A 17,596-nucleotide genomic window follows, 5' to 3' on the forward strand; every position below is an offset into this window, starting at 1 on the left:
CGCTAGCCTCCCTCGACGCGCAGCACCGTGCTGAGCCCGGTCTGCTGCACCGCGACCGGTACGCCGAGGGCCTCGGTCACCCTGGCGCACTCTGCCACTCCCAGCGGCGGCATCACCGAGACGCGGGAGGACTGGTCGGCGTCGCTCAGCACCACCAGGCGGTACTCGGGCCGGATCAGCGACGTCAGCGCCCCGACCAGCCGCCCGAGGGCCCGGCCGGCACCGCCCGGGAGCAGTCCGGTGCGCAGTTCGACGACGCCGCCGGCCGACCGGAAGCGGGTCACCTGTCGTCGTAGGGAGTCGTCGTAGAAGCCGGGGACGTACAGGTCGTCGCGCACCTCCGCCGCCAGCAGCCGCGCCCGCTCGCGGGTCTCCGGCCTGGTGAGGTCGATCGTCCCGTCCACGATCCCGCTCAGCCAGGGCACGACGTGACGGCGGGTGTGATCGAGATGGAGCGAGCTCAGTTCGATGGCGGACTCGTGGAGAGCCATCTCGAGCGAGGCACTGGCCAGCCGGTCGGTCGCCGCCTCGATCTCGCCACCGAGCCGGCGCAGCAGCCAGCCGAGCACGATCACGGCCACGGCCGGCATCACGGTGGGGTTGACAGCGCTCCACGGGATGCCCGCGACCGCGAGGGAGGGGGCGAGGAGGGAACTCGCCGACACCAGGCAGAGGTGGCTCGCGACCAGGGCGACGCCGTAACCGACCGGGAGCGTCACGGCGGCGGTCGACACCAGAGCCGCGGTGAAGGTCACCGACCAGGAGTGACCGAGTGAGAGCGCCCCGGGATCCATCAGTACGAGGCCCACCGACTGCAGGGCCATCGTCCAGGTCCACACGCCGAGGACCCGTCTCAGGCTCCACATCCCGGCCGAGACCCGGGTGAGGACCACCAGCGAGAGCGAGTACGTCGCGATCAACGCGAACTGCCCGAGCTGCCTCGGCATGTCGAGGGCGTTGTGGACGGCGGGGATGACACAGACGAGTCCCAGTGCCCAGGCGAGTGGCCGGACCACGGTCGCGACATCACCGGAGGCGAGGCTGATCCGCCGGTACGCCTCGGCGAAGATGCGTCTGGTGTCCGCCGACACGTTGTGTTGGCCCGGCAGCGAGATCGACACCGTGGTGCCGCCGCCGGGCGTCGGCGCGATCCGGGCCATGCCACCGGCCCGCTCGACGGGGCCCTCGACGGATCGGCGCAGACCGAAGCCCGGGGTGAAGTCCACCGGCAGACCCCGACCCTGGTCGACGACGTCGACCGTCACGACATCGCGCTTCACCCGCGCCCTCAGCACCGCGGTCCGGGCGCCGCTGTGCCGGGCGACATTGCGTAGCGCCTCCCCCACCGCGCGCTCCAGTGCCTCGATGCTGGTCGAGGAGAGCGGCAGGTCGCCGAACGGTCCGTCGAACCTGACGTCGAGTCCTACCGGCGCGGCCCGCCGGATCCTGCCGGCGAGACCGAGGCGCGACCCGGTCTCGGACACCACCGAGTCCGGCCCCGCCGACCCGGCCGGGGGCCAGAAACCGGTCGCGCCGGCGCCGTACTCGGCAAGGGCGTTCACCGCGACGATGGCCGACCTGACGACCTCGCGGGTCCGGGTCGCCGGCCCGGTCCCGTCCGCGACCTGCCGGAGTGCGGCGAGTACCTGGTCGTGGAGCACGTGTCCGATGGTGTCGAGGGTGGCCTGTACGGCCAGCAGGCGAGCGTCCTCGAAACGCCGTCGCTGTGCCGCGGCCTGGAGCCGGTCGGCCTCCCTGGCACCACGATGCATCGAGCGGGCCAGCGCGACGACGCCGTAGCACAGGCCGACGGCCAAGACCACCACATCGAGGTCCCGCATCCCCCTGGCCAGCAGCCAGACCGTTCCCGACACCGCCGCGACACCCAGGTAGCCGACCGAGGGAAGCACTCGGGCGGCGCTCAGCAGGAAAGCCCCCAGCATCAGGCCCGGGCTGGCGTCACCCGGACTCGCTCGCGGGTCCGAGACCAGCACCACGATGATCGGCAGGCTCAGCGCGACCAGTTGGCGCGGCCTCTCCCCCGCCCGCCACAGATCGACGCCGACCGCCCACTGCAAGAGCGCCAGCGCGACCCGAAGGCCGAGGTCGGAGGTCGCGACCTCGCGGTCGATCAGCGGCAGCAGCAGCGAGAGCCCGAACAGGCCTTGGAAGAGCACGTGCAGACGGCGCAGCGATCGTTCGTGTCGCCCGGCCCGGTCCACATCGCCTCATTGTGGCTGCAGTCCAGGCGAGGGAGAGGTATGTTTCAGGGCAAGCGAATGTGAGACATCACGGAGATCGTCGTGGCACGCAACGCCGAGGAGATCGTCGATCTCACGCCCTTGGCCGGCCGGCAGATCGGCATCGGCGCCAGGATCGGCTGGTTGCTGCGCACCTGGCGAGTCAGCTCCGGAACCTCGTTGCGCACCATCGTCAAACGACTCGGCGGCGCCTATTCAGCCGCGACGCTGTCCCGGATCGAGACCAACGCCGTACGTAACGGCACCGCTATCGACGCCTACGAGACCGCCCTCGGGCTGCCCCACGGCGCGCTGCGGGTGCCGGTCGAAGTGTTGTGCCGTACCTATTCCTACTCGCCGACGGACCTCTCGCCCTACCGCCCACCGGCGAGCCTGGACGACTTCACCGCCGTTGTCGCGGCGGTGTGCGACCGTCCCACAGCCGGTAACTGGCTGCGCTTCGCCGAACACCACAGCGACGGTCCGTTCGGGCTTCCCGCCGGCTCGGTCCGGCCACTCGTCAGTCAGCTGGCGAGCGAGCTGGGGCGCGGTCTCGGCGCCGCCTACTACTGCCGCTACGAGGCACTGGCACGGCTACGGTGCGGCCTGTACGCCGACGTGGTCCTCGACGTCGTCCGCGAGCAGGTCCTCGCGGACGGGGCACAACGGCCCTTCGACCTGATGAGCGCGGTCTCCGAGCATCCGACCCCCGAACTGATGACCTGGTTCGGCGAGCTGCTGCTCACCTCTGACTCGGTGCCGCTCTTCCGCGCCACCTGTCTGGGGATCCAGAACGTGCGTGGTGTCGGCGGCCTCGGCGAGCGGGACTGGTCGGCGATGGTGCCGGCCTATGCCGAGGCCTGCCGCCGCTACGCGGAGGACGAGGCCAGGGGCGAGACCCTGGTGAACACACTCGCGGCGTGCCCGCCGGAGTTCCGACGGAGAGTCGCCGCACTGCTCGACTGGCCGCTGCCCCCGCAGCGGCGGCCCCGGTCCTGGACGGCCGACCGGCGCAACGTCCACTTCCGATATGCCTGCGAGATCGCCGCCGAGGTGGCTCGCGGCCGCCCCGGCGAGCCGATGCTCGCGCGACTCGTCTTCGAGCTGATCTTCGACTTCCGGGCGGCCAACGCGGTGACGTCGGCCTTCCTGCTGGGCGCCTCGGTCTTCGCCGAGGATCTCGTCGCCGCACTGGAGTCGGTCTCGCTGCACGGCCCCGACGTCACCACCAGACACGGCGCGGGGAGTGCCTTCGGGAACCTCATGCTCCCGCCTCGCACCTCGGACGTCGAACCGTGGCTCTCCTCCGACGACCCCGTCATCCAGCAGACCGGGCTCGCTCTGGCGGGGTACGGCGGCATCCGGCTCGACGCCACGAGGCTGCGCCGCTACCTCGGCGGCGGGCCCAACCTCGCCGGCCGGGCGCTGTTCAGCGCCGGCATGTCGGAGCACCCCGCGCTCGCCGACGTCGCCCGCGACACCTCGCTCCCCCGCGACATCCGACAGGGCGCCGCCTGGTGGCTGGAGGAGGGTGGCCGGGTGTTGCGCTAGCGTGTTCAGGAAGGTCCGACCTGCTCTCCGCTGAGAGTCAGCCCGCGTTCGCTGCGGTAGAGGTCCGTGCCGGCGACGTCCAGGTAGGTGTCCGCGTCGCCCATCTCGCCACCGGTGGTCGCCATCGGCCGGATCGTGATCCAGTCGAGGAGGGCGGCGTCGCCCTCGGGGGTGCGCGGCGTGAGGTAGTCCTTGACGATCACGGTGAACCGGTGGCTCACTCGCCCGCCTTCCTCGACGGGATTCTCCCAGTGCACGCTGGCCGCCGACGGGGCACCGTAGCCCCAGATGTTGGTGCTGGAGTACTCACGACACTCGGAGCCGTCGCTGAAGTACTGCTCGACGCGGACGCGATCGTCGTCCTTGCTCGGCATCACCCCGGCGCCGGTGTAGTCCCCGGCGATGTGCTCGATGATGAAGGAGGCGCGCAGGTCGGTGGCGAAGCCGGCTGTCGTGGCGACCGCCTCCATGACACCGGGGATGGCGATGTCGGCTGCCGGATCGAAGTCGCACGCCTCACCGATCTGGTGGCCACCGCTGAGTCCGCCGTCGACGGGATCGTAGAGCGAGATGGTCAGCCGATAGCTGTAGCCGGCCTCGTTCGCGTAGTCCCAGGAAGCGGAGTGGGCCGGGCCTGGCGATGGCGTGGGCGTGGGAGTGGGCGTGGGAGTCGAGGTGTCCTCGACCGTCGGCGTCGGGGTAGGGACCGCGACGCTGGTCGTGGCCGCCTTCGCGGCTCCGCTCGACGAGCCGTGGCCGGACCGGGACGTCGCCACCACCACGCCGGCCACCGCCACGCAGCCGGCCACGGCGAGGACGCCCAGGACGAGCACCCGGCGCCGCCCCGGACCCGAGGCCGGGGCGGCGGAGTGGTGGTCGGGGAGGATCGGCGGCTCCGGTGCCGTGTGCTCGGTCCATCCGAGGCCGTCCCACCAGCGCTGGGCGCCGGAGCCGTCGTCGTACCACCCCGGTGGGATCGTCTCGGCCACGACTCAGTCGTCCCAGCCCTGCTCGATGCTGGTGTTGCAGTAGATCCGGGGGGAGCCGAGCGCGACCGTGGCCCAGCCCGACAGGTCGGTGGTCTCGATCCGCAGCCGCAGGGTGTTCGTCAGGTCCAGCGTGATCGGCTCGGAGACGCCGAGGCCGAACTGCTTCTTGTAGGTCTCCGAACTGTCCCTCAGGATCCGGAGCTGGCCCTTCGAGCCGCTGTCGGAGTAGTCGTCGGCCAGGCCCACTGTCGCGGTGAGCTGGGTGCAGAGCCGGCTGAGGTTGTACTCCTCGTAGCCGGAGGAGGCGTGGGTGTACTGCTTGAGCGATTTGGTGAAGTAGGCACCGTTGATCCGGATGCTGCTGACGGAGTCGAAGGCGTAGTCGTCATAGGAGCCGACGTCGTAGAGGTCGTACCACTTCTCGGTGGGAGCCGACGTCGACGTCGTCGACGTGGTCGAGGCCTTCTTGACCTTGACGAGGATCCGGTTGGAGAAGCCGGCGCGCTTCTTCCGGGTGCCGGGGACGTAGATGCGGTAGATCCGCTTCTGGGTCGTGGTCGGGGTCTCGACGAAGGTCACCGCGCCGCCGTTGCCGGTGCGCCCGACGGCGTTCTTGTGCCAGCGGCCGGTCGGGTAGAGCGCCTGCAGGACGACCTTCTTGCCCAGCGGCGCACCGCGGACGACGCCCGAGATCGTGACCGAGCCGCCGAGGGTGATCTTGGTCGCGCTCACCGTGATGCGGGCCTTGTACTTCCCCTTGGCAGCGGCCGGGGAGGCGGACAGCACCGTGGCGGCGAGTACGCCGACGACCAGTGCCGCGAGGAACGCGACGAGCCGTCGCGGGAAGGGAGTGGACATCATGGGTGTTCCGATCTTCGAGGGTGGATGGTTCACGCGTCGCCGCGCGGGGTGAGGTCGGGGAGCTCGACGCGGCGGATCCGGTCCCGGGCGTCGGATTCCGCCGGGCCGGTCACGACCGGCTCGAGGTCGAGGTCGAGCACGATCTGCCGGATGTCGAGGCGGGCCTCGGACTCCGCCGGCCCGGTCAGGACCGGGTCGGCGATGTCGGGCAGATCGATGACGGTGATGTCGAAGCGGGCCTGCGAGGCCGCCTCGCCGGTCTGGATGATCTCCGGCGGCGCCTCCCAGTACCTGATCGGCGCCGGCCGGGTGCTCCGGTCGATCAGGTAGGGCTGCGCCAGCGGCGGGAACTTGAGCTGGTCGCGCAGGTCCTTGGCGAGCGCGCCGAGCTCGGTATCGGCCTCGACGTACTTCTCGTAGGTCCTCGTGATCAGCTCCAGCAGGTTGTCGACGACCTGCTCGCCGACGTCCACCAACAGCCCCACCATCGCCTCGATCGCCCACTCCAAGACGGCCTCCAGCGCGGTCCGCACGATCGGGTCGCGCTCGGCACCGTGCCCCTGGCTGTCGGTCAGGTCGGCGGCCTTGAGGATCGCTCGGAAGCCGTTCACCGAACCACACAGGCCGTCGTAGGAGGCCTTGAGCTTGACCACCGCGTCGATGACCTCGTGGTGGTCGATGTAGAGCGCGGCAGCGGTCCCGGAGACGGACGCCCTCACGTCGGGATTGGTGCTGACCACGTCGGCGAGCATGTCGACGAGCTGGTCCCTGATCCGGTCGCGGAGCATCTCGATGGGATGGAGGATCAGGTTGTCGAAGGCGTCGTTGAGCTGCTGCTTGACGAAGTCGGCGGTCTCCTGGGCCGCCCACTCCATGAGCTCGAGCAGGATGACTCGTGCCATCGCCTTCTTGGCCGCGAACGCGGCGATGCCGACGCCGGTGCTGATCGCGGCGATGTCGGCGGCGATATCGAACGACAACGTCGTGATGAGGCCGGTCTTGTAGAGGCTGATGGAGGTGGCGACCGTGTCGCAGCCGATCTTGGTCGCGTCGCCGACCAGCTCGATCTTGCCGTTCAGGTCGGTGCTGCAGAAGACCGACCACTCCTCGACCAGCGACTCGTAGGCGTCAGACTCGGAGTTCTCGGAGAGCACGCCCAACAGGTGGTTGAGCGCGTTGCCGAAGTCGACCAAGCTGTCGCACATCGACTTGAAGGTGTCCCCGAAGTCGGCGAGTTTGTCCTCGTCGACGTCGGGCCAGCGCAAGCCGTAGAAGCTGAAGACCGGGGTGAACCAGTCAGGGAGCAGGATCGCCATCGGCATCTCCTCGTCGGTCGGAGGCTGGGGCGGCCCGGGCGGCGCTCGCTCGGCGAGGTGCCCGCCCGGGATCCCGGCCGGGCATCAGCCGCGGATGGCGTTGGACAGGTCGCTGTCGGTGGCGGCCAGGGTGTCGGCGGCCTGCTCGAGGTAGGCCGAGAGGCCCTCCAGCGCGTCGATCGCCTGGTGGGTGCCGTTGGCGAACTGCTCGAACTGGTCCTGGTAGGTGACCGAGGCCAGGTCGGTGACGAAGCCCGACTGGACCAGGTTGTTGATCAGTCCGCTGAGCTCGGTCAGCGTGCTGTTGAGCTGCTCCTGGCCGTTGCGCAGCTGGCCCGCGGCGGAGCGCATCTCCTCGTAGGAGACGTTGACATTCGTCATGATCCTCTTCCTTTCGATGGTGCCCGGGACGGGCGATGTGTGGTGAACCTATGAAGCGGTCGTGGATGCGGACAATGGGGACCGCTCCCCTCCCGCGAGCGGCAGCTGGACCCGGACGGCCCGGCCGCCCGCCACCGCCATCCCCCGGCCGACGGGGAACTCCGTGCGCTGAAGCCGCGGGAACGGAGTCCGGAAGATGGCCTCCCCCTCGACCCAGTCCGGCTGCAGCAGCAGTCCCCGCCGGGCGGACTTGAACTCGGCGTAGAGCGGGTAGATCGATCCCCAGGTCGCGCTCTCGGAGTCGCCGACGACGAGGTGGTCGGATCTCTTGGCCCGCTGCACCAGCTCGACCAGCGGCTTGTCCGCCGGGCCGTTGACCAGGTCGCCGACCCCTTCGACGAAGATGGCCAGCCGTCGCTTGCGCTCCGGGCCCGCCAGCGCCCCGGAGAGCTGTCGGGCGGCCTCGGCGATCTCCTCGGGGGTGGTCGCGACGACGTCCCAGTCCAGCGCACTGGGCACGATCGAGCGGCCGACCCCGAAGTAGACGAGCACCAGATCCTGCTTCCAGCGACGCAGCGACCGCGCGAGCACGAGCACCGCGTTGGTCCGGCCGCTGCCCGGTCCGCCGCCGATGACGAAGCAGCCCGTGGGGTCGAAGCCGATCGGTTCGAGGGTCTCGTCGCTGATCCCGAGCAGCGGCTGGCCACCGACCTCGGTGGGGAGGTCGACGAGCCGTATCTCGGTCGGCAGCGCACCGACGCGCGGCGCGAACGGCACTCCCCGGCGTACCATGCTGCGGGCGAAGCCGGCCATCGCATGTGACTGGTCGGCGACATTGCCCAAGCCGCCGAGCACCGCGATCTGGGTCTCCAGTCCGTCGATCACGGCACGCCCCGGTCCGGCCCCGTCGAGCACGTCACCGGGGACGCCGAGGACGCGGTAGCCGTTGTCGTCGGCCAGCCGGAGCACCACCCGGCGGGGCACGCTGGCCGCCATCGCACCGGGCACGCTGGCGTGCCGGTCGGCCGTGAAGACGACGTGGATGCCGAGTTGGCGCCCCTCGCTCATGAGCTGTTGCAGCACGCCGTACCACTGCGCGCGTGGCCCCACCACCTCGTAGGCGTCCCGGAAGGCGGGCAGGTTGTCGATCAGCAGCAGCAGTCGCGGCTCGTCGGGCCGGCCGGCGAGCCGTCGGTAGTCGGTGATGGTGCCGGCACCCGCCTGCGGGAAGGTACGCGCGCGCTCCTCGGCGAGGTCGCGCAGCGTCCGCAGCAACCGCACCACCCGCTCGTGGTCCTCGCCGGCGACCACGGCGCCGACGTGTGGCAGCGGCTCGAGCATCCGCAGCCCGCCCGCGGCGAAGTCGAGGGCGTAGACGTGCACCGGACCGCCCCGCGGCGTGATGCCGGCAGCGGCAGCGAGGGTGCGGAGCAGCACCGACTTGCCGGAGCCGCTGGTGCCGTAGACGGCCAGGTTGCCGTCCACGTCGGGGAGGAAGGTGACGACCCGCTGCGCCTGCTCCTCGGGGAGGTCCGCGACCCCCAGGATCAGCTCGGCGTCGGTACGAGGGCCCAGCAGCGCGAGGTCGTAGGCCGGGCTGAGCTCCTCCAGCCAGGGCTTGCGAGGTGCCGGCACCTCGGCGAGCCGAGATGCCTCGACGATCGACTCGACCAGCCGCACCTGGTCGGTGGGACCGAGGTCCGCCGGGCCCTGCCGCCGGTCGGCCTCGGGGCGCTGCCAGGGCTCCTCGGCGCCGAACCGGAGCGGATGGACCTGGACGCTGGCGGGCTGCGTCGCCGACACGTCGGTGTGGCCGCCGGCGTAGGCCGACTGGAACGGGGTCAGCCTCCCCGGCCCGGACTTGGCGATGGCGCGACCGGGGAGCGCCGGGTCGAAGCTCGCGGCGACCGGGGTCCCGATCACGTCGGAGCTGTCCGACTCGTCGGCCACCCGCAGCGCGATCCGGAGATTGGTGTTGGCCCGGATGTTGTCGCTGATGACGCCGGCGGGACGCTGCGTCGCCATGATGAGGTGGATGCCGAGCGAGCGGCCCCGCTGGGCGATATCGACGACGCCGTCGACGAAATCCGGGACCTCCTTCTTGAGCGCGGCGAACTCGTCGATCACCAGCACCAGCGCGGGCGGCGCCTCCGGGTCGCCCCGCTTCTCCAGCTCCAACAGGTCCTTGGCCTTCTTGCGGTTGAGCAGGTGCTCGCGGTGGCGCAACTCGGCGCGGAGGCTGGTCAGCGCTCGCCGTACCAGATGCGGGCTCAGGTCGGTGACCAGTCCGACGCAGTGTGGCAGCCGGACGCACTCGGCGAACGCCGCGCCGCCCTTGTAGTCGACGAACAGGAAGGTGACCCGGTCGGGGCTGTACTCGGCGGCCATGCCGAGCACCCAGGCCTGCAGGAACTCGCTCTTGCCCGCGCCGGTGGTGCCGGCGACCAGCGCGTGAGGTCCCTGGCCGCGCAGGTCGAGATGCATGGCGTCCACGCCCATCTGGCCGACCAGCGCCCGGAGCGAGCCGGGACGTGGCCGTGGCTGCGGTGCCGCTCCCCGGATATGCAAGGAGAGGTTCTGGCGCCATCGATCGACCACCGCGGCGCCGCTCTCCGCGAGGTCGGCGCCGAGCAGCGAGACGAGCGGCACGTGCTGTGGCAGGTCGCTGGCGTCGGCGACCGCTGCGCCGGAGTCGAAGAGCGGCGCGAGGGCCAGCGCGAACCGCTCGGCGTGCTCCCGGCTGACGCCCTCGGCCACGACGCCCTCGACCACCGTGCCGTGCCTTACGAAGTGGGCTCGCGCGGCGGTCAGGCCGGCGGAGACGTCGAGGAAGGTGCGGCAGATGGCCGGGAGCCCGGTGGCCTCCGCCGCCAGCCAGATCGGCAGGATCCCGGCCTGGGCGGCGCGATCGCCGAGCTGCACCAGGCGGGCCCGGTCGACGGGAGCCTGCTCGGTGACCACGACCACGACCACAGGCCGCGGCGGCGCGGCCGCCGGGTCTCCGGAGCCGAGCCGGCCGCCCGCGACGGTCGCGGCCAGTTCCTGCGCGAGGGGGCCCTGCGGCGGGGGCGGCTCCTCCGCGCCGCGGCCGAGCCGGGTGCGGACCATCTCCTCGAGCTCGGCGACGACCTGGCCGATGCTGGGTTGGGTGTCGGCGAGGTGGATGCCCTGGATCGGGCTCTGCGGTGAGGAGGTGTGCGGCAGCCACCGCAGCCACTCCAACTCGGCCCGCTCGGCCTGGCTGGTCAGCGCGACGACCACGAGCTCGGCCGGCGAGTGCAGCCCGGTGAGCTGGAGCAGCAGGCCGCGCAGGGCATCGGGAGCGTGCTGGGCGCCGACCACGCCGAGCGCGCCGGCCACCGCCCCGGACTCGACGAGCGGCACGTCGCCGACCAGGCTGAACCGGCTCTCGAGCTCGCGCAGCCGCTCGGAGAGCTCCGGCATACCGTCGTCGATGTCGGGCGGCGCCGAGAGGGTGTTGCGGGAGGGCAGCGTCGCGGTGCCGAGCCTGACGCTGAGGAAGGACCAGTGCTCGGGCCGCCTGGTCCACAGCAGCGACCCTCGGTCCAGACCGGCCCGGTAGATCTCGGCGACCGCCGGTGCCTCGGCCCTCCTGACGGCGGCCTCGGCCGGGATCGCCGCCGCGAGCGTGCCCTCCAAGCCGTCGAGCTGGGCCTCGAACCTCGCCAGCTCGCCGTTGAACTGACGCTTGGTACGTCGCTTGGTGTTGAGATAGTTGCCGGCCATCATCATCGGGGCCATGGCGACGAAGAGCAGCGACATCGCCCGGCCGGTCAGGACGAACATCGAGACGCCCATGACGATCGGGGCGGCCAGCATGATCCAGGCGAACATCGGCGGCTCGGGCGGGCTCGGCACCTGTGGCCGCGGGTGCTGCTGCTCCGGATAGCGGGCCTCCACCCGGGGCGATCGGTGGAACGGCACCGCACCGCCCTGCATCGCCCGCTCCGGTGGCGCCACCGCAGCGCCGACCGGGGTGACCGTCAGCCAGCTGTCCCCGAGCAGCACCCCCTGTCCCGGCGGGAGGGTGAGCCGGGAGACCGGGACCCCGTCGACGACCACGCCGTTGGCGGAGTTGAGGTCGACCACCTCCACCGTGGCCCCCACGTCGATGCGGGCGTGACGCTTGGAGACGAAGGAGTCGCCGAGGACAACGTCGGCGCGGGCGTCTCGGCCGACCACGCTGGACCCGGCCGGCAGGTTGAAGCTCCGGCCGGCGTCCGGCCCGGAGGTGACCCGCAGGATCGCGGCGACCTGACCACCGGCGTCGAGGCCGGCCACCGGCGCCGGCACGACGCTGACCGAGCAGCCCGACGCGATCGGCGCCTCGCCCACCGTCCGGTCCGGCGCGATGGTGACGTGGCTGCCGCCGCCGGGTGGTGACACGCTCAGCGTCACCGCGGCATCGAGTCGTCTGCGCTCGCTGTCGACCGGGTCCGCATCGAGCAGCTCCCGGGCGATGTCGCCCACCGATGCCGCGGCGTCGGTCGTGACGACGACGTCGACGGCGTGCCCGGAGGAGCGTTGATAGGCGAGCTTCAGTCTCACGTGAGCCGCTCCACCCGGAAGGCGACGTCACCGAGGAGCACCGTCGTGCCAGCTTCGAGGAGTGTCGGGGTGCGCGGCTCGAGACGCGTCTCGACGCCGTCCTTGTCGACGTAGACGCCATTGGTGGAGTCGAGGTCCTCCACGTGCAGCCCGGCCGGCCCGGTGGTCAGCGCGGCGTGGGTCTTCGACATGCTCCGGTGCGGGTCGTGCAGGGCGTGCGCGGTCTCGCCCTCGCCGGCGGCCGGCTCGCGCCCGACGACGACTCGGCCGACGACCTCGACGCTCTGCGCGCCCACCAGCCGCCAGCGCGGTGGCGCCTCGGGCACCGGACCGAGGCGGGTGCTCTCGTCGACGAACGCCCCGGCGGACGGCGTGCTGACGGCAGGCGGCACGGGGGACATCGGCGGCGGCGCGGCGAGCGGCACACCCGGCGGTGGCGGCACCATCCCGGTGGGGCCGATCGGAGGCGGGGCGGAGGCGGCCGGAGCCGTCGGCGCGAGGTAGGGCGGTGGAGCCGGGGTGGCCGGTGTGCCGACGCTCGGCGGAGCGGGCGGAGCAACGGGCGGCTCGGTGGCCAGCGAAGGCGGCGCCGCGGCGAGGTACGGCGGCGGGGCGCTCGACCGGGGGGCGCTCGACCGGGGGGCGCTCGACCGGGGGGCGGCGGCGTCGCGGCGCAGCGGCCGGCCCCGCACCACGACTGTGTTGACGGCCCGGTCGTGCCAGCCCTGGCGACGCGGGTGTCCGGGGATCACGAACGGCTGGATGAGCAACCCGATCCCGCACGGCGCCGCCAGCAGCGCCAGCACCAACTGCCGCACGAAGGCGCGCCCCCAGCCGATCGGCCGGCCGGTGTCGGCATCGACGATCGCGATACCGACCATGAGCTTGCCGAGGCTGCCGCCCTTGGTCGCGACCAGCCCCCACTGCACGATGCTCAGCACGATCCCGAGCGCGGAGAGCACCATCACCGCCGCGACGGCTCCCCCGCTGACGGTGGCGTAGGGATCCGACAGGGTCGCCAGCTGGATCGCGTAGACGGGCACCCAGACGACCGCGCCGATCGCCACGTCCAGCAGGTAGGCGCCGAAACGACTGCCCACGCCGGCGTACGACGTGCCGGTCGGGCCGAGCGGGACGGAGGTGCTGAACTGACTCATCGGTTTCCCTTCTGACGGATTCCTCGTGAACGGACCGCGCGAGGCAGGACGTCTCGCGCCCTCTCGGCCAGCGCGGCCCAGGGCAGCGAGGCCGGGGAGAGGAGCGCCAGCGGACGACGCCACCACGGTGCGCCCTTGCGCAGCCGCACCAGGGCGGTCCTGACGTCGGACCAGTAGGCGTCGACCTCGGCGTCGGTGGGCGTGCCGGCTCCGAAGACGTGCCGGTCGGCGACCAGCGCGACCGTGGTGAGCTCGGGGCTGTGGTAGCGCTCGGCGAGCCGGGCGCCGTTCTCGTAGCGGGTGTTGCCGCGCGGCAGCCGCACGCCGAGGTCGCGGGCCCGGTCCGCGACCTCGTGCCAGCCGCCGCTGATCCGCCGGACCGGGTCCGGTGCGCGTCGCCGGCGCCGGCGCCGCAGCCCCTTGGCGAGCAGCAGCAGCCAGACCGGCGAGGTGATCCCCACCCCGACAGCGCCGTACCCGAGGTATCTCAGCACCGAGCCGACCCCCGAGGCGCTCTCGTCCCTCGACTTCCGACCTGCGCCCTGGGGCGCCTTCTCGTCGTCGTCGTCGGGCTCCTCCGGCACCACCGGAGGTTGCAGCACGTTCGGTTGTGGCTCCGGCTCGGGATCGCTCTGCTCCTGCTTGGGGGTGCGGTCCTTGTCGGGGGTCGGCGCGAACGGCACCCAGCCGGCTCCGGCGAGCTTGATCTCCACCCACGCGTGCACGTCCTTGCCCTTGACGACGCCGGCGGGATCCTCAAGCACGAAGCCCATGACCACGCGGGCGGGGAGACCCCGCTGCTGGGCGACCACGGCCATGGCGGAGGCGTACTGCTCGTCGTTGCCGATCAGCTGCTCGGCGCCGGCGAGGTCGGTGAGGCGTCGTACGCCGTGGCCCGAGGCCGACGGCGCCTGGCCGGGCTTGCCGTCGCTGTAGAAGCCCTGCCGGAACTGGTCGACGAGCAGCTGCGCCAGGGCGCCGCCGGTCGGGCCGCCCGCCTGGGCGGTCCACTGCTGGACCCGCTTGGTCAGCGGCTGGATGTCCGCCGGCGGGTTGACGCCCGGTCCGCCCTCGGCGTCCAGGCTCGCCGGCGCGGCCGGGACGGCGGGGCGCACCACCTCGAACTCGTAGGTGGTGCCGGGCTGGACGCCGCCGAGCTGGGCCATCGTGCCGGTGGCGTCGTTGTAGACGAGGCCGGCGCGCGCCGCCGCGTCGTCGTGCCCGTCGCGGGTCACCGTGACGGCTCGGGTCTCCCCGACGGTCGGCACCCAGGGCCCGGAGTAGTCGGCGATGGCGACACTCACCCGGGTCGCCTCGGCGGTCTCGGTGTCGGCGAGGCGGCCGAAGCTGCCCGACTGGGTCGGTGCCTCCGGCCCGCCGGCGACATTCCAGACGACGCCGTCGAAGGTGTCCATGGTGGCCAGCCGGACCCGGTCGCCGGGCGCGAGCCCGGTCGTGGTGAACATGGTCCGGTCCCCGAGGGTGGCCTCGTCGTAGAAGGCTCGGTAGCGCGAGAGCGGGCTGGGATAGTCGAGCGGGTCGAAGGGCGGCTGGACGTGGTCGCGCAGCACCTCGCGCGACCCGCCCGCGGTGGCGGCCGTCAGCCCGGTGCCCAGGGCGCCGGCGATCACCGCGACCACCGCGGTGAGGAGCAGCCTGCGGGGCCATGCGACCCGGGCACCACGGGTGGCGCGCCAGCGCTGCCAGACCAGCAGGCTCAGGGTGAGGGCGAGTCCGCGCGGCAGCGGCAGCCCGCTGTCCCTGCTGCCGAAGGCGACCGCGACGACGAGGACCGCGATCAGCACCAGCGGCGCCGCGCCGGGCCAGCGGCCGCGCCACAGCAGGGTGCCCGCCGACACGCCGGCGACCAGGCCGAGGATCCAGGGCACGACCAGCACCGTGCCGGTGCTGCCGAGCGGGGTGAGCAGGGTCAGGGAGTCCCGCCAGGCGTGGATCGCGCCGGTGCCGAGCGCTCGCAGCGCCTCCGCGCCGGGGAGTACGCCGCCGACGGCGTGGTCGGGCACGGCCAGGGCGGCGCCGAGGAGCAGGTAGCCGCATACCAGTATGAGTGCCGTCAGCCACGGCCCCCAGTCGAACCGCCGGCTCGTCGCCGCGACCGCGAGCCCGAGCAGCAGCCCGACCCCCGTCGCGGCAGCCCAGCGCCAGCCGCCGTAGGCGTCGGCGAGCGGGCTGGCGGCGAGCAGCCCGAGCACCACCACGACGGCGGCGTCGGCCAGCATCAGTCGGGGCGTGGGGGCGCTCATCGCGACAGCCTGCGCAGGGTGCTGCCGAGATCGTCGAGACTGCCCACGGTCGCGATGTCGAGGTCGCCCATCTGTCGCAGCGTCGTCTCGGCCGACGGCTCGGCGCGCACCACGATGGTGCGCAGGTCGAGCGCCAGGTGGCGACGTGCCCGGCGGATCTCGGCGGCCTCGGTGAGAGAGCCGCACACGAACACCGCGACGCTGGCGCCCGGGTGGTCGCGGGCCACGCCTCGGGCGACCTCCGAGAGCGGCCGCGCGGCGGGCTCGTAGTCGACACCGGAGTACTGGTCGAGCAGCCGCTTCGTGCTGCCGGTGTGCAGGACCCGCGAGGACGTGGTGGCGGTCAGGGTGTGGCCCTCGCTCAGGGTCCGCACCCCGAGGGAGGCGGCGATGGAGACCGCGGCCTCGAACTCCTCCTCGCTCACGTAGTCGTCGAGCCGAGTGCTCAGCACCACGAGCATGTGGGAGCGGCGGGTCTCCTCGAACTGGCGGACCATCAAGGTGCCGGTACGGGCGGTGCTCTTCCAGTGGATATTGCGCCGGTCGTCGCCGGGGACGTAGCCGCGCAGGGCATGGAAGGCGACGTCGTTGTCGGAGAGCTTGCGAACGGTCTCGCCCTCCAGGTCGCGCACCAGGCCCGAGGCCGACCCCTCGACCCTGACGGTGCGCGGGTGGACGTAGAGCAGTTCGGGCTCGGTGAGCTCCTGCTCACGCCGGAGCAGGCCGAGCGGGTCGGCGCGGACGGTTCGCACCGGACCGACGGTGAGGACCGCGCGACGCGAGGTGGGGATGGCGAAGAGCTCCTCGTGCTCGGCGCGCGGGGCCAGGCTGGGCAGGTCGAACCGGGCCCGGCCCTGCCCGACCACGAGCTCGACGCTCAACGGCAGCGTCCGGTGTCCGGTCCGGTTGAGCAGCCGGGCGGCGCCGTTGGCGCGCTCGCCGACCACGACCCGGTCGCGGGACAGGTCGAGGGCCGCCGAGAGCTGATGCCTGCCGAGGACGAAGGCGACGCAGACCAGCAGCAACGCCAGCACCAGCCAGCCGGCGACGACCAGCTCGGTCCAGCCCAGCGCCAGGCCCGCGATCAAGGCGGGTACGGCGAGCAGCAGCGCCGCCCACGCCGTCCCGGTGACCACCTCGAGGACCGGCCCGGTGACCGGCCGCGCCCACGCCCGAGGGCGCTCGGTGCGGTCCCGCAGGAACGCGACCAGGCCCAGCCGCAACCCGCCGGCACGACGTGGCAGCGACTGGAGCCGGCGGCGCAGCCGCGCCGGGTCGAACCGGGACCGGCCCGCCATCAGGCCACCCGCTCCTGCGGGGCCGAGACCTGGCCGAGGATGCGGGCGATGACCGACTCGGCGGTCGTGCCGCGGAACTCCTCCTCGGGGTCGAGCACCATCCGGTGGGCCAGCACCGGCACCGCGAGGGTCTTCACGTCGTCGGGGACGACGTACTCCCTGCCCGAGGCGAGCGCCCACACCTTCGCGGCCCGGGTCAGCCCGAGACCGGCCCGGACGCTGGTGCCGAGCACGACGTCGTGGGCCTCACGGGTCTCCTCGATCAGCCGCGCGACGTACTCCAGCACGGCCTGGTCGACGTGGACCCGCGCCGCGAGGTCGATCATCGACGCCACGTGGTCGGTGCTGATCACCGGACTGAGCACGCTGCCGCCGCGAGCCTGGGTGGGCTGGCCGAGGATCTTGACCGTGCTGGCGTGGTCGGGATAGCCGAGCGAGGTCTTGATGAGGAACCGGTCGAGCTGGGCCTCCGGCAGCCGGTAGGTGCCCGCCTGCTCGATGGGGTTCTGGGTGGCGATCACGATGAACGGCCGGCCTACCGAGTGGGTCACGCCGTCGACGGTGACGTGGCTCTCCTCCATCACCTCCAACAGCGCCGACTGCGTCTTGGGCGAGGCGCGGTTGATCTCGTCGGCGAGCACGACATTGGCGAAGACCGGGCCGGGGTGGAAGTCGAACCGCTGGGTGCGCTGGTCGTAGATCGTCACCCCGGTGACGTCGCTGGGCAGCAGGTCCGGCGTGAACTGGATGCGGCTCTGCTTGCCCTGCAGGGTCTGTGCGATCGCGCGGGCCAGCGAGGTCTTCCCGGTGCCGGGGAAGTCCTCGAGCAGCAGGTGGCCCTCGGCGACGAGCGCGGTCAGCGCGAGCTGGATCACGCGGGTCTTGCCGACCACCGCCTGCTCCACGTTGCCGACCATCTGCGCGAAGGTCTGGGAGAACCAGTGGGTCTGGTCCGGGGTGAGGGTCATCG

Annotated in this window: 11 protein-coding genes; 1 reads left to right on the top strand and 10 read right to left on the bottom strand. The window is 72.3% G+C overall.

What is annotated here, in order from left to right; genetic code table 11:
• Nucleotides 1–2: 2 nt before the first annotated feature.
• Nucleotides 3–2,222, bottom strand: a complete 2,220-nt coding sequence (locus tag QM595_RS06620; RefSeq protein WP_415170745.1) for a sensor histidine kinase — start codon at nucleotides 2,220–2,222, stop codon at nucleotides 3–5.
• A gap of 81 nt (nucleotides 2,223–2,303) precedes the next feature.
• Between QM595_RS06620 and QM595_RS06625 the strand changes: the two genes are divergently transcribed.
• Complete coding sequence (locus QM595_RS06625) at nucleotides 2,304–3,791, top strand: hypothetical protein (RefSeq protein WP_415170746.1); 1,488 nt, start codon at nucleotides 2,304–2,306, stop codon at nucleotides 3,789–3,791.
• Nucleotides 3,792–3,796: 5 nt separating this feature from the next.
• On the opposite strand, the gene QM595_RS06630 is transcribed toward QM595_RS06625, so the two are convergent.
• The 9 genes from QM595_RS06630 to QM595_RS06670 all read right to left on the bottom strand — a co-directional run bounded on the left by QM595_RS06630 (nucleotide 3,797) and on the right by QM595_RS06670 (nucleotide 17,594).
• Nucleotides 3,797–4,780, bottom strand: a complete 984-nt coding sequence (locus tag QM595_RS06630) for a DUF2510 domain-containing protein (RefSeq protein WP_415170747.1) — start codon at nucleotides 4,778–4,780, stop codon at nucleotides 3,797–3,799.
• Nucleotides 4,781–4,783: 3 nt separating this feature from the next.
• A complete protein-coding gene (locus QM595_RS06635; RefSeq protein WP_415170748.1) occupies nucleotides 4,784–5,641 on the bottom strand; it encodes an NPCBM/NEW2 domain-containing protein in 858 nt (285 codons plus the stop codon).
• 29 nt (nucleotides 5,642–5,670) lie between these two features.
• A complete protein-coding gene (locus QM595_RS06640; protein ID WP_415170749.1) occupies nucleotides 5,671–6,957 on the bottom strand; it encodes a hypothetical protein in 1,287 nt (428 codons plus the stop codon).
• Between the two features lie 84 nt (nucleotides 6,958–7,041).
• Nucleotides 7,042–7,338 (bottom strand): WXG100 family type VII secretion target, encoded by a 297-nt coding sequence (locus QM595_RS06645; protein WP_415170750.1) that lies wholly within the window; start codon nucleotides 7,336–7,338, stop codon nucleotides 7,042–7,044.
• Between the two features lie 48 nt (nucleotides 7,339–7,386).
• The gene (locus QM595_RS06650) at nucleotides 7,387–11,907 is read right to left on the bottom strand and encodes an FtsK/SpoIIIE domain-containing protein (RefSeq protein WP_415170751.1); all 4,521 of its coding nucleotides are present in this window, start codon (nucleotides 11,905–11,907) and stop codon (nucleotides 7,387–7,389) included.
• Nucleotides 11,904–13,064 carry an RDD family protein gene (locus tag QM595_RS06655; protein ID WP_415170752.1) on the bottom strand — a complete coding sequence of 387 codons (1,161 nt, stop codon included), beginning with the start codon at nucleotides 13,062–13,064 and terminating at the stop codon, nucleotides 11,904–11,906. The genes QM595_RS06650 and QM595_RS06655 overlap by 4 nt, the downstream gene beginning before the upstream one ends.
• Nucleotides 13,061–15,328 (bottom strand): transglutaminase domain-containing protein, encoded by a 2,268-nt coding sequence (locus tag QM595_RS06660; protein WP_415170753.1) that lies wholly within the window; start codon nucleotides 15,326–15,328, stop codon nucleotides 13,061–13,063. Before QM595_RS06660 ends, QM595_RS06655 begins: the two co-directional genes overlap by 4 nt.
• Entirely contained in the window at nucleotides 15,325–16,626 is a 1,302-nt protein-coding gene (locus QM595_RS06665; RefSeq protein ID WP_415170754.1) for a DUF58 domain-containing protein, read from the bottom strand. Before QM595_RS06665 ends, QM595_RS06660 begins: the two co-directional genes overlap by 4 nt.
• Nucleotides 16,626–17,594 (bottom strand): AAA family ATPase, encoded by a 969-nt coding sequence (locus QM595_RS06670; protein WP_415170755.1) that lies wholly within the window; start codon nucleotides 17,592–17,594, stop codon nucleotides 16,626–16,628. The genes QM595_RS06665 and QM595_RS06670 overlap by 1 nt, the downstream gene beginning before the upstream one ends.
• Nucleotides 17,595–17,596 lie beyond the last annotated feature (2 nt).

The organism is Nocardioides sp. (assembly GCF_047607185.1).
In the GTDB taxonomy this organism is placed as follows: domain Bacteria; phylum Actinomycetota; class Actinomycetes; order Propionibacteriales; family Nocardioidaceae; genus Nocardioides.

What these genes read in the sequence shown, in the direction of transcription:
- QM595_RS06635 (WP_415170748.1), bottom strand. Translation starts at nt 5,641, where the DNA reads ATGATGTCCACTCCCTTCCCGCGACGGCTCGTCGCGTTCCTCGCGGCA.
- QM595_RS06640 (WP_415170749.1), bottom strand. Translation starts at nt 6,957, where the DNA reads ATGGCGATCCTGCTCCCTGACTGGTTCACCCCGGTCTTCAGCTTCTAC.
- QM595_RS06645 (WP_415170750.1), bottom strand. Translation starts at nt 7,338, where the DNA reads ATGACGAATGTCAACGTCTCCTACGAGGAGATGCGCTCCGCCGCGGGC.
- QM595_RS06655 (WP_415170752.1), bottom strand. Translation starts at nt 13,064, where the DNA reads ATGAGTCAGTTCAGCACCTCCGTCCCGCTCGGCCCGACCGGCACGTCG.
- QM595_RS06660 (WP_415170753.1), bottom strand. Translation starts at nt 15,328, where the DNA reads ATGAGCGCCCCCACGCCCCGACTGATGCTGGCCGACGCCGCCGTCGTG.
- QM595_RS06665 (WP_415170754.1), bottom strand. Translation starts at nt 16,626, where the DNA reads ATGGCGGGCCGGTCCCGGTTCGACCCGGCGCGGCTGCGCCGCCGGCTC.
- QM595_RS06670 (WP_415170755.1), bottom strand. Translation starts at nt 17,594, where the DNA reads ATGACCCTCACCCCGGACCAGACCCACTGGTTCTCCCAGACCTTCGCG.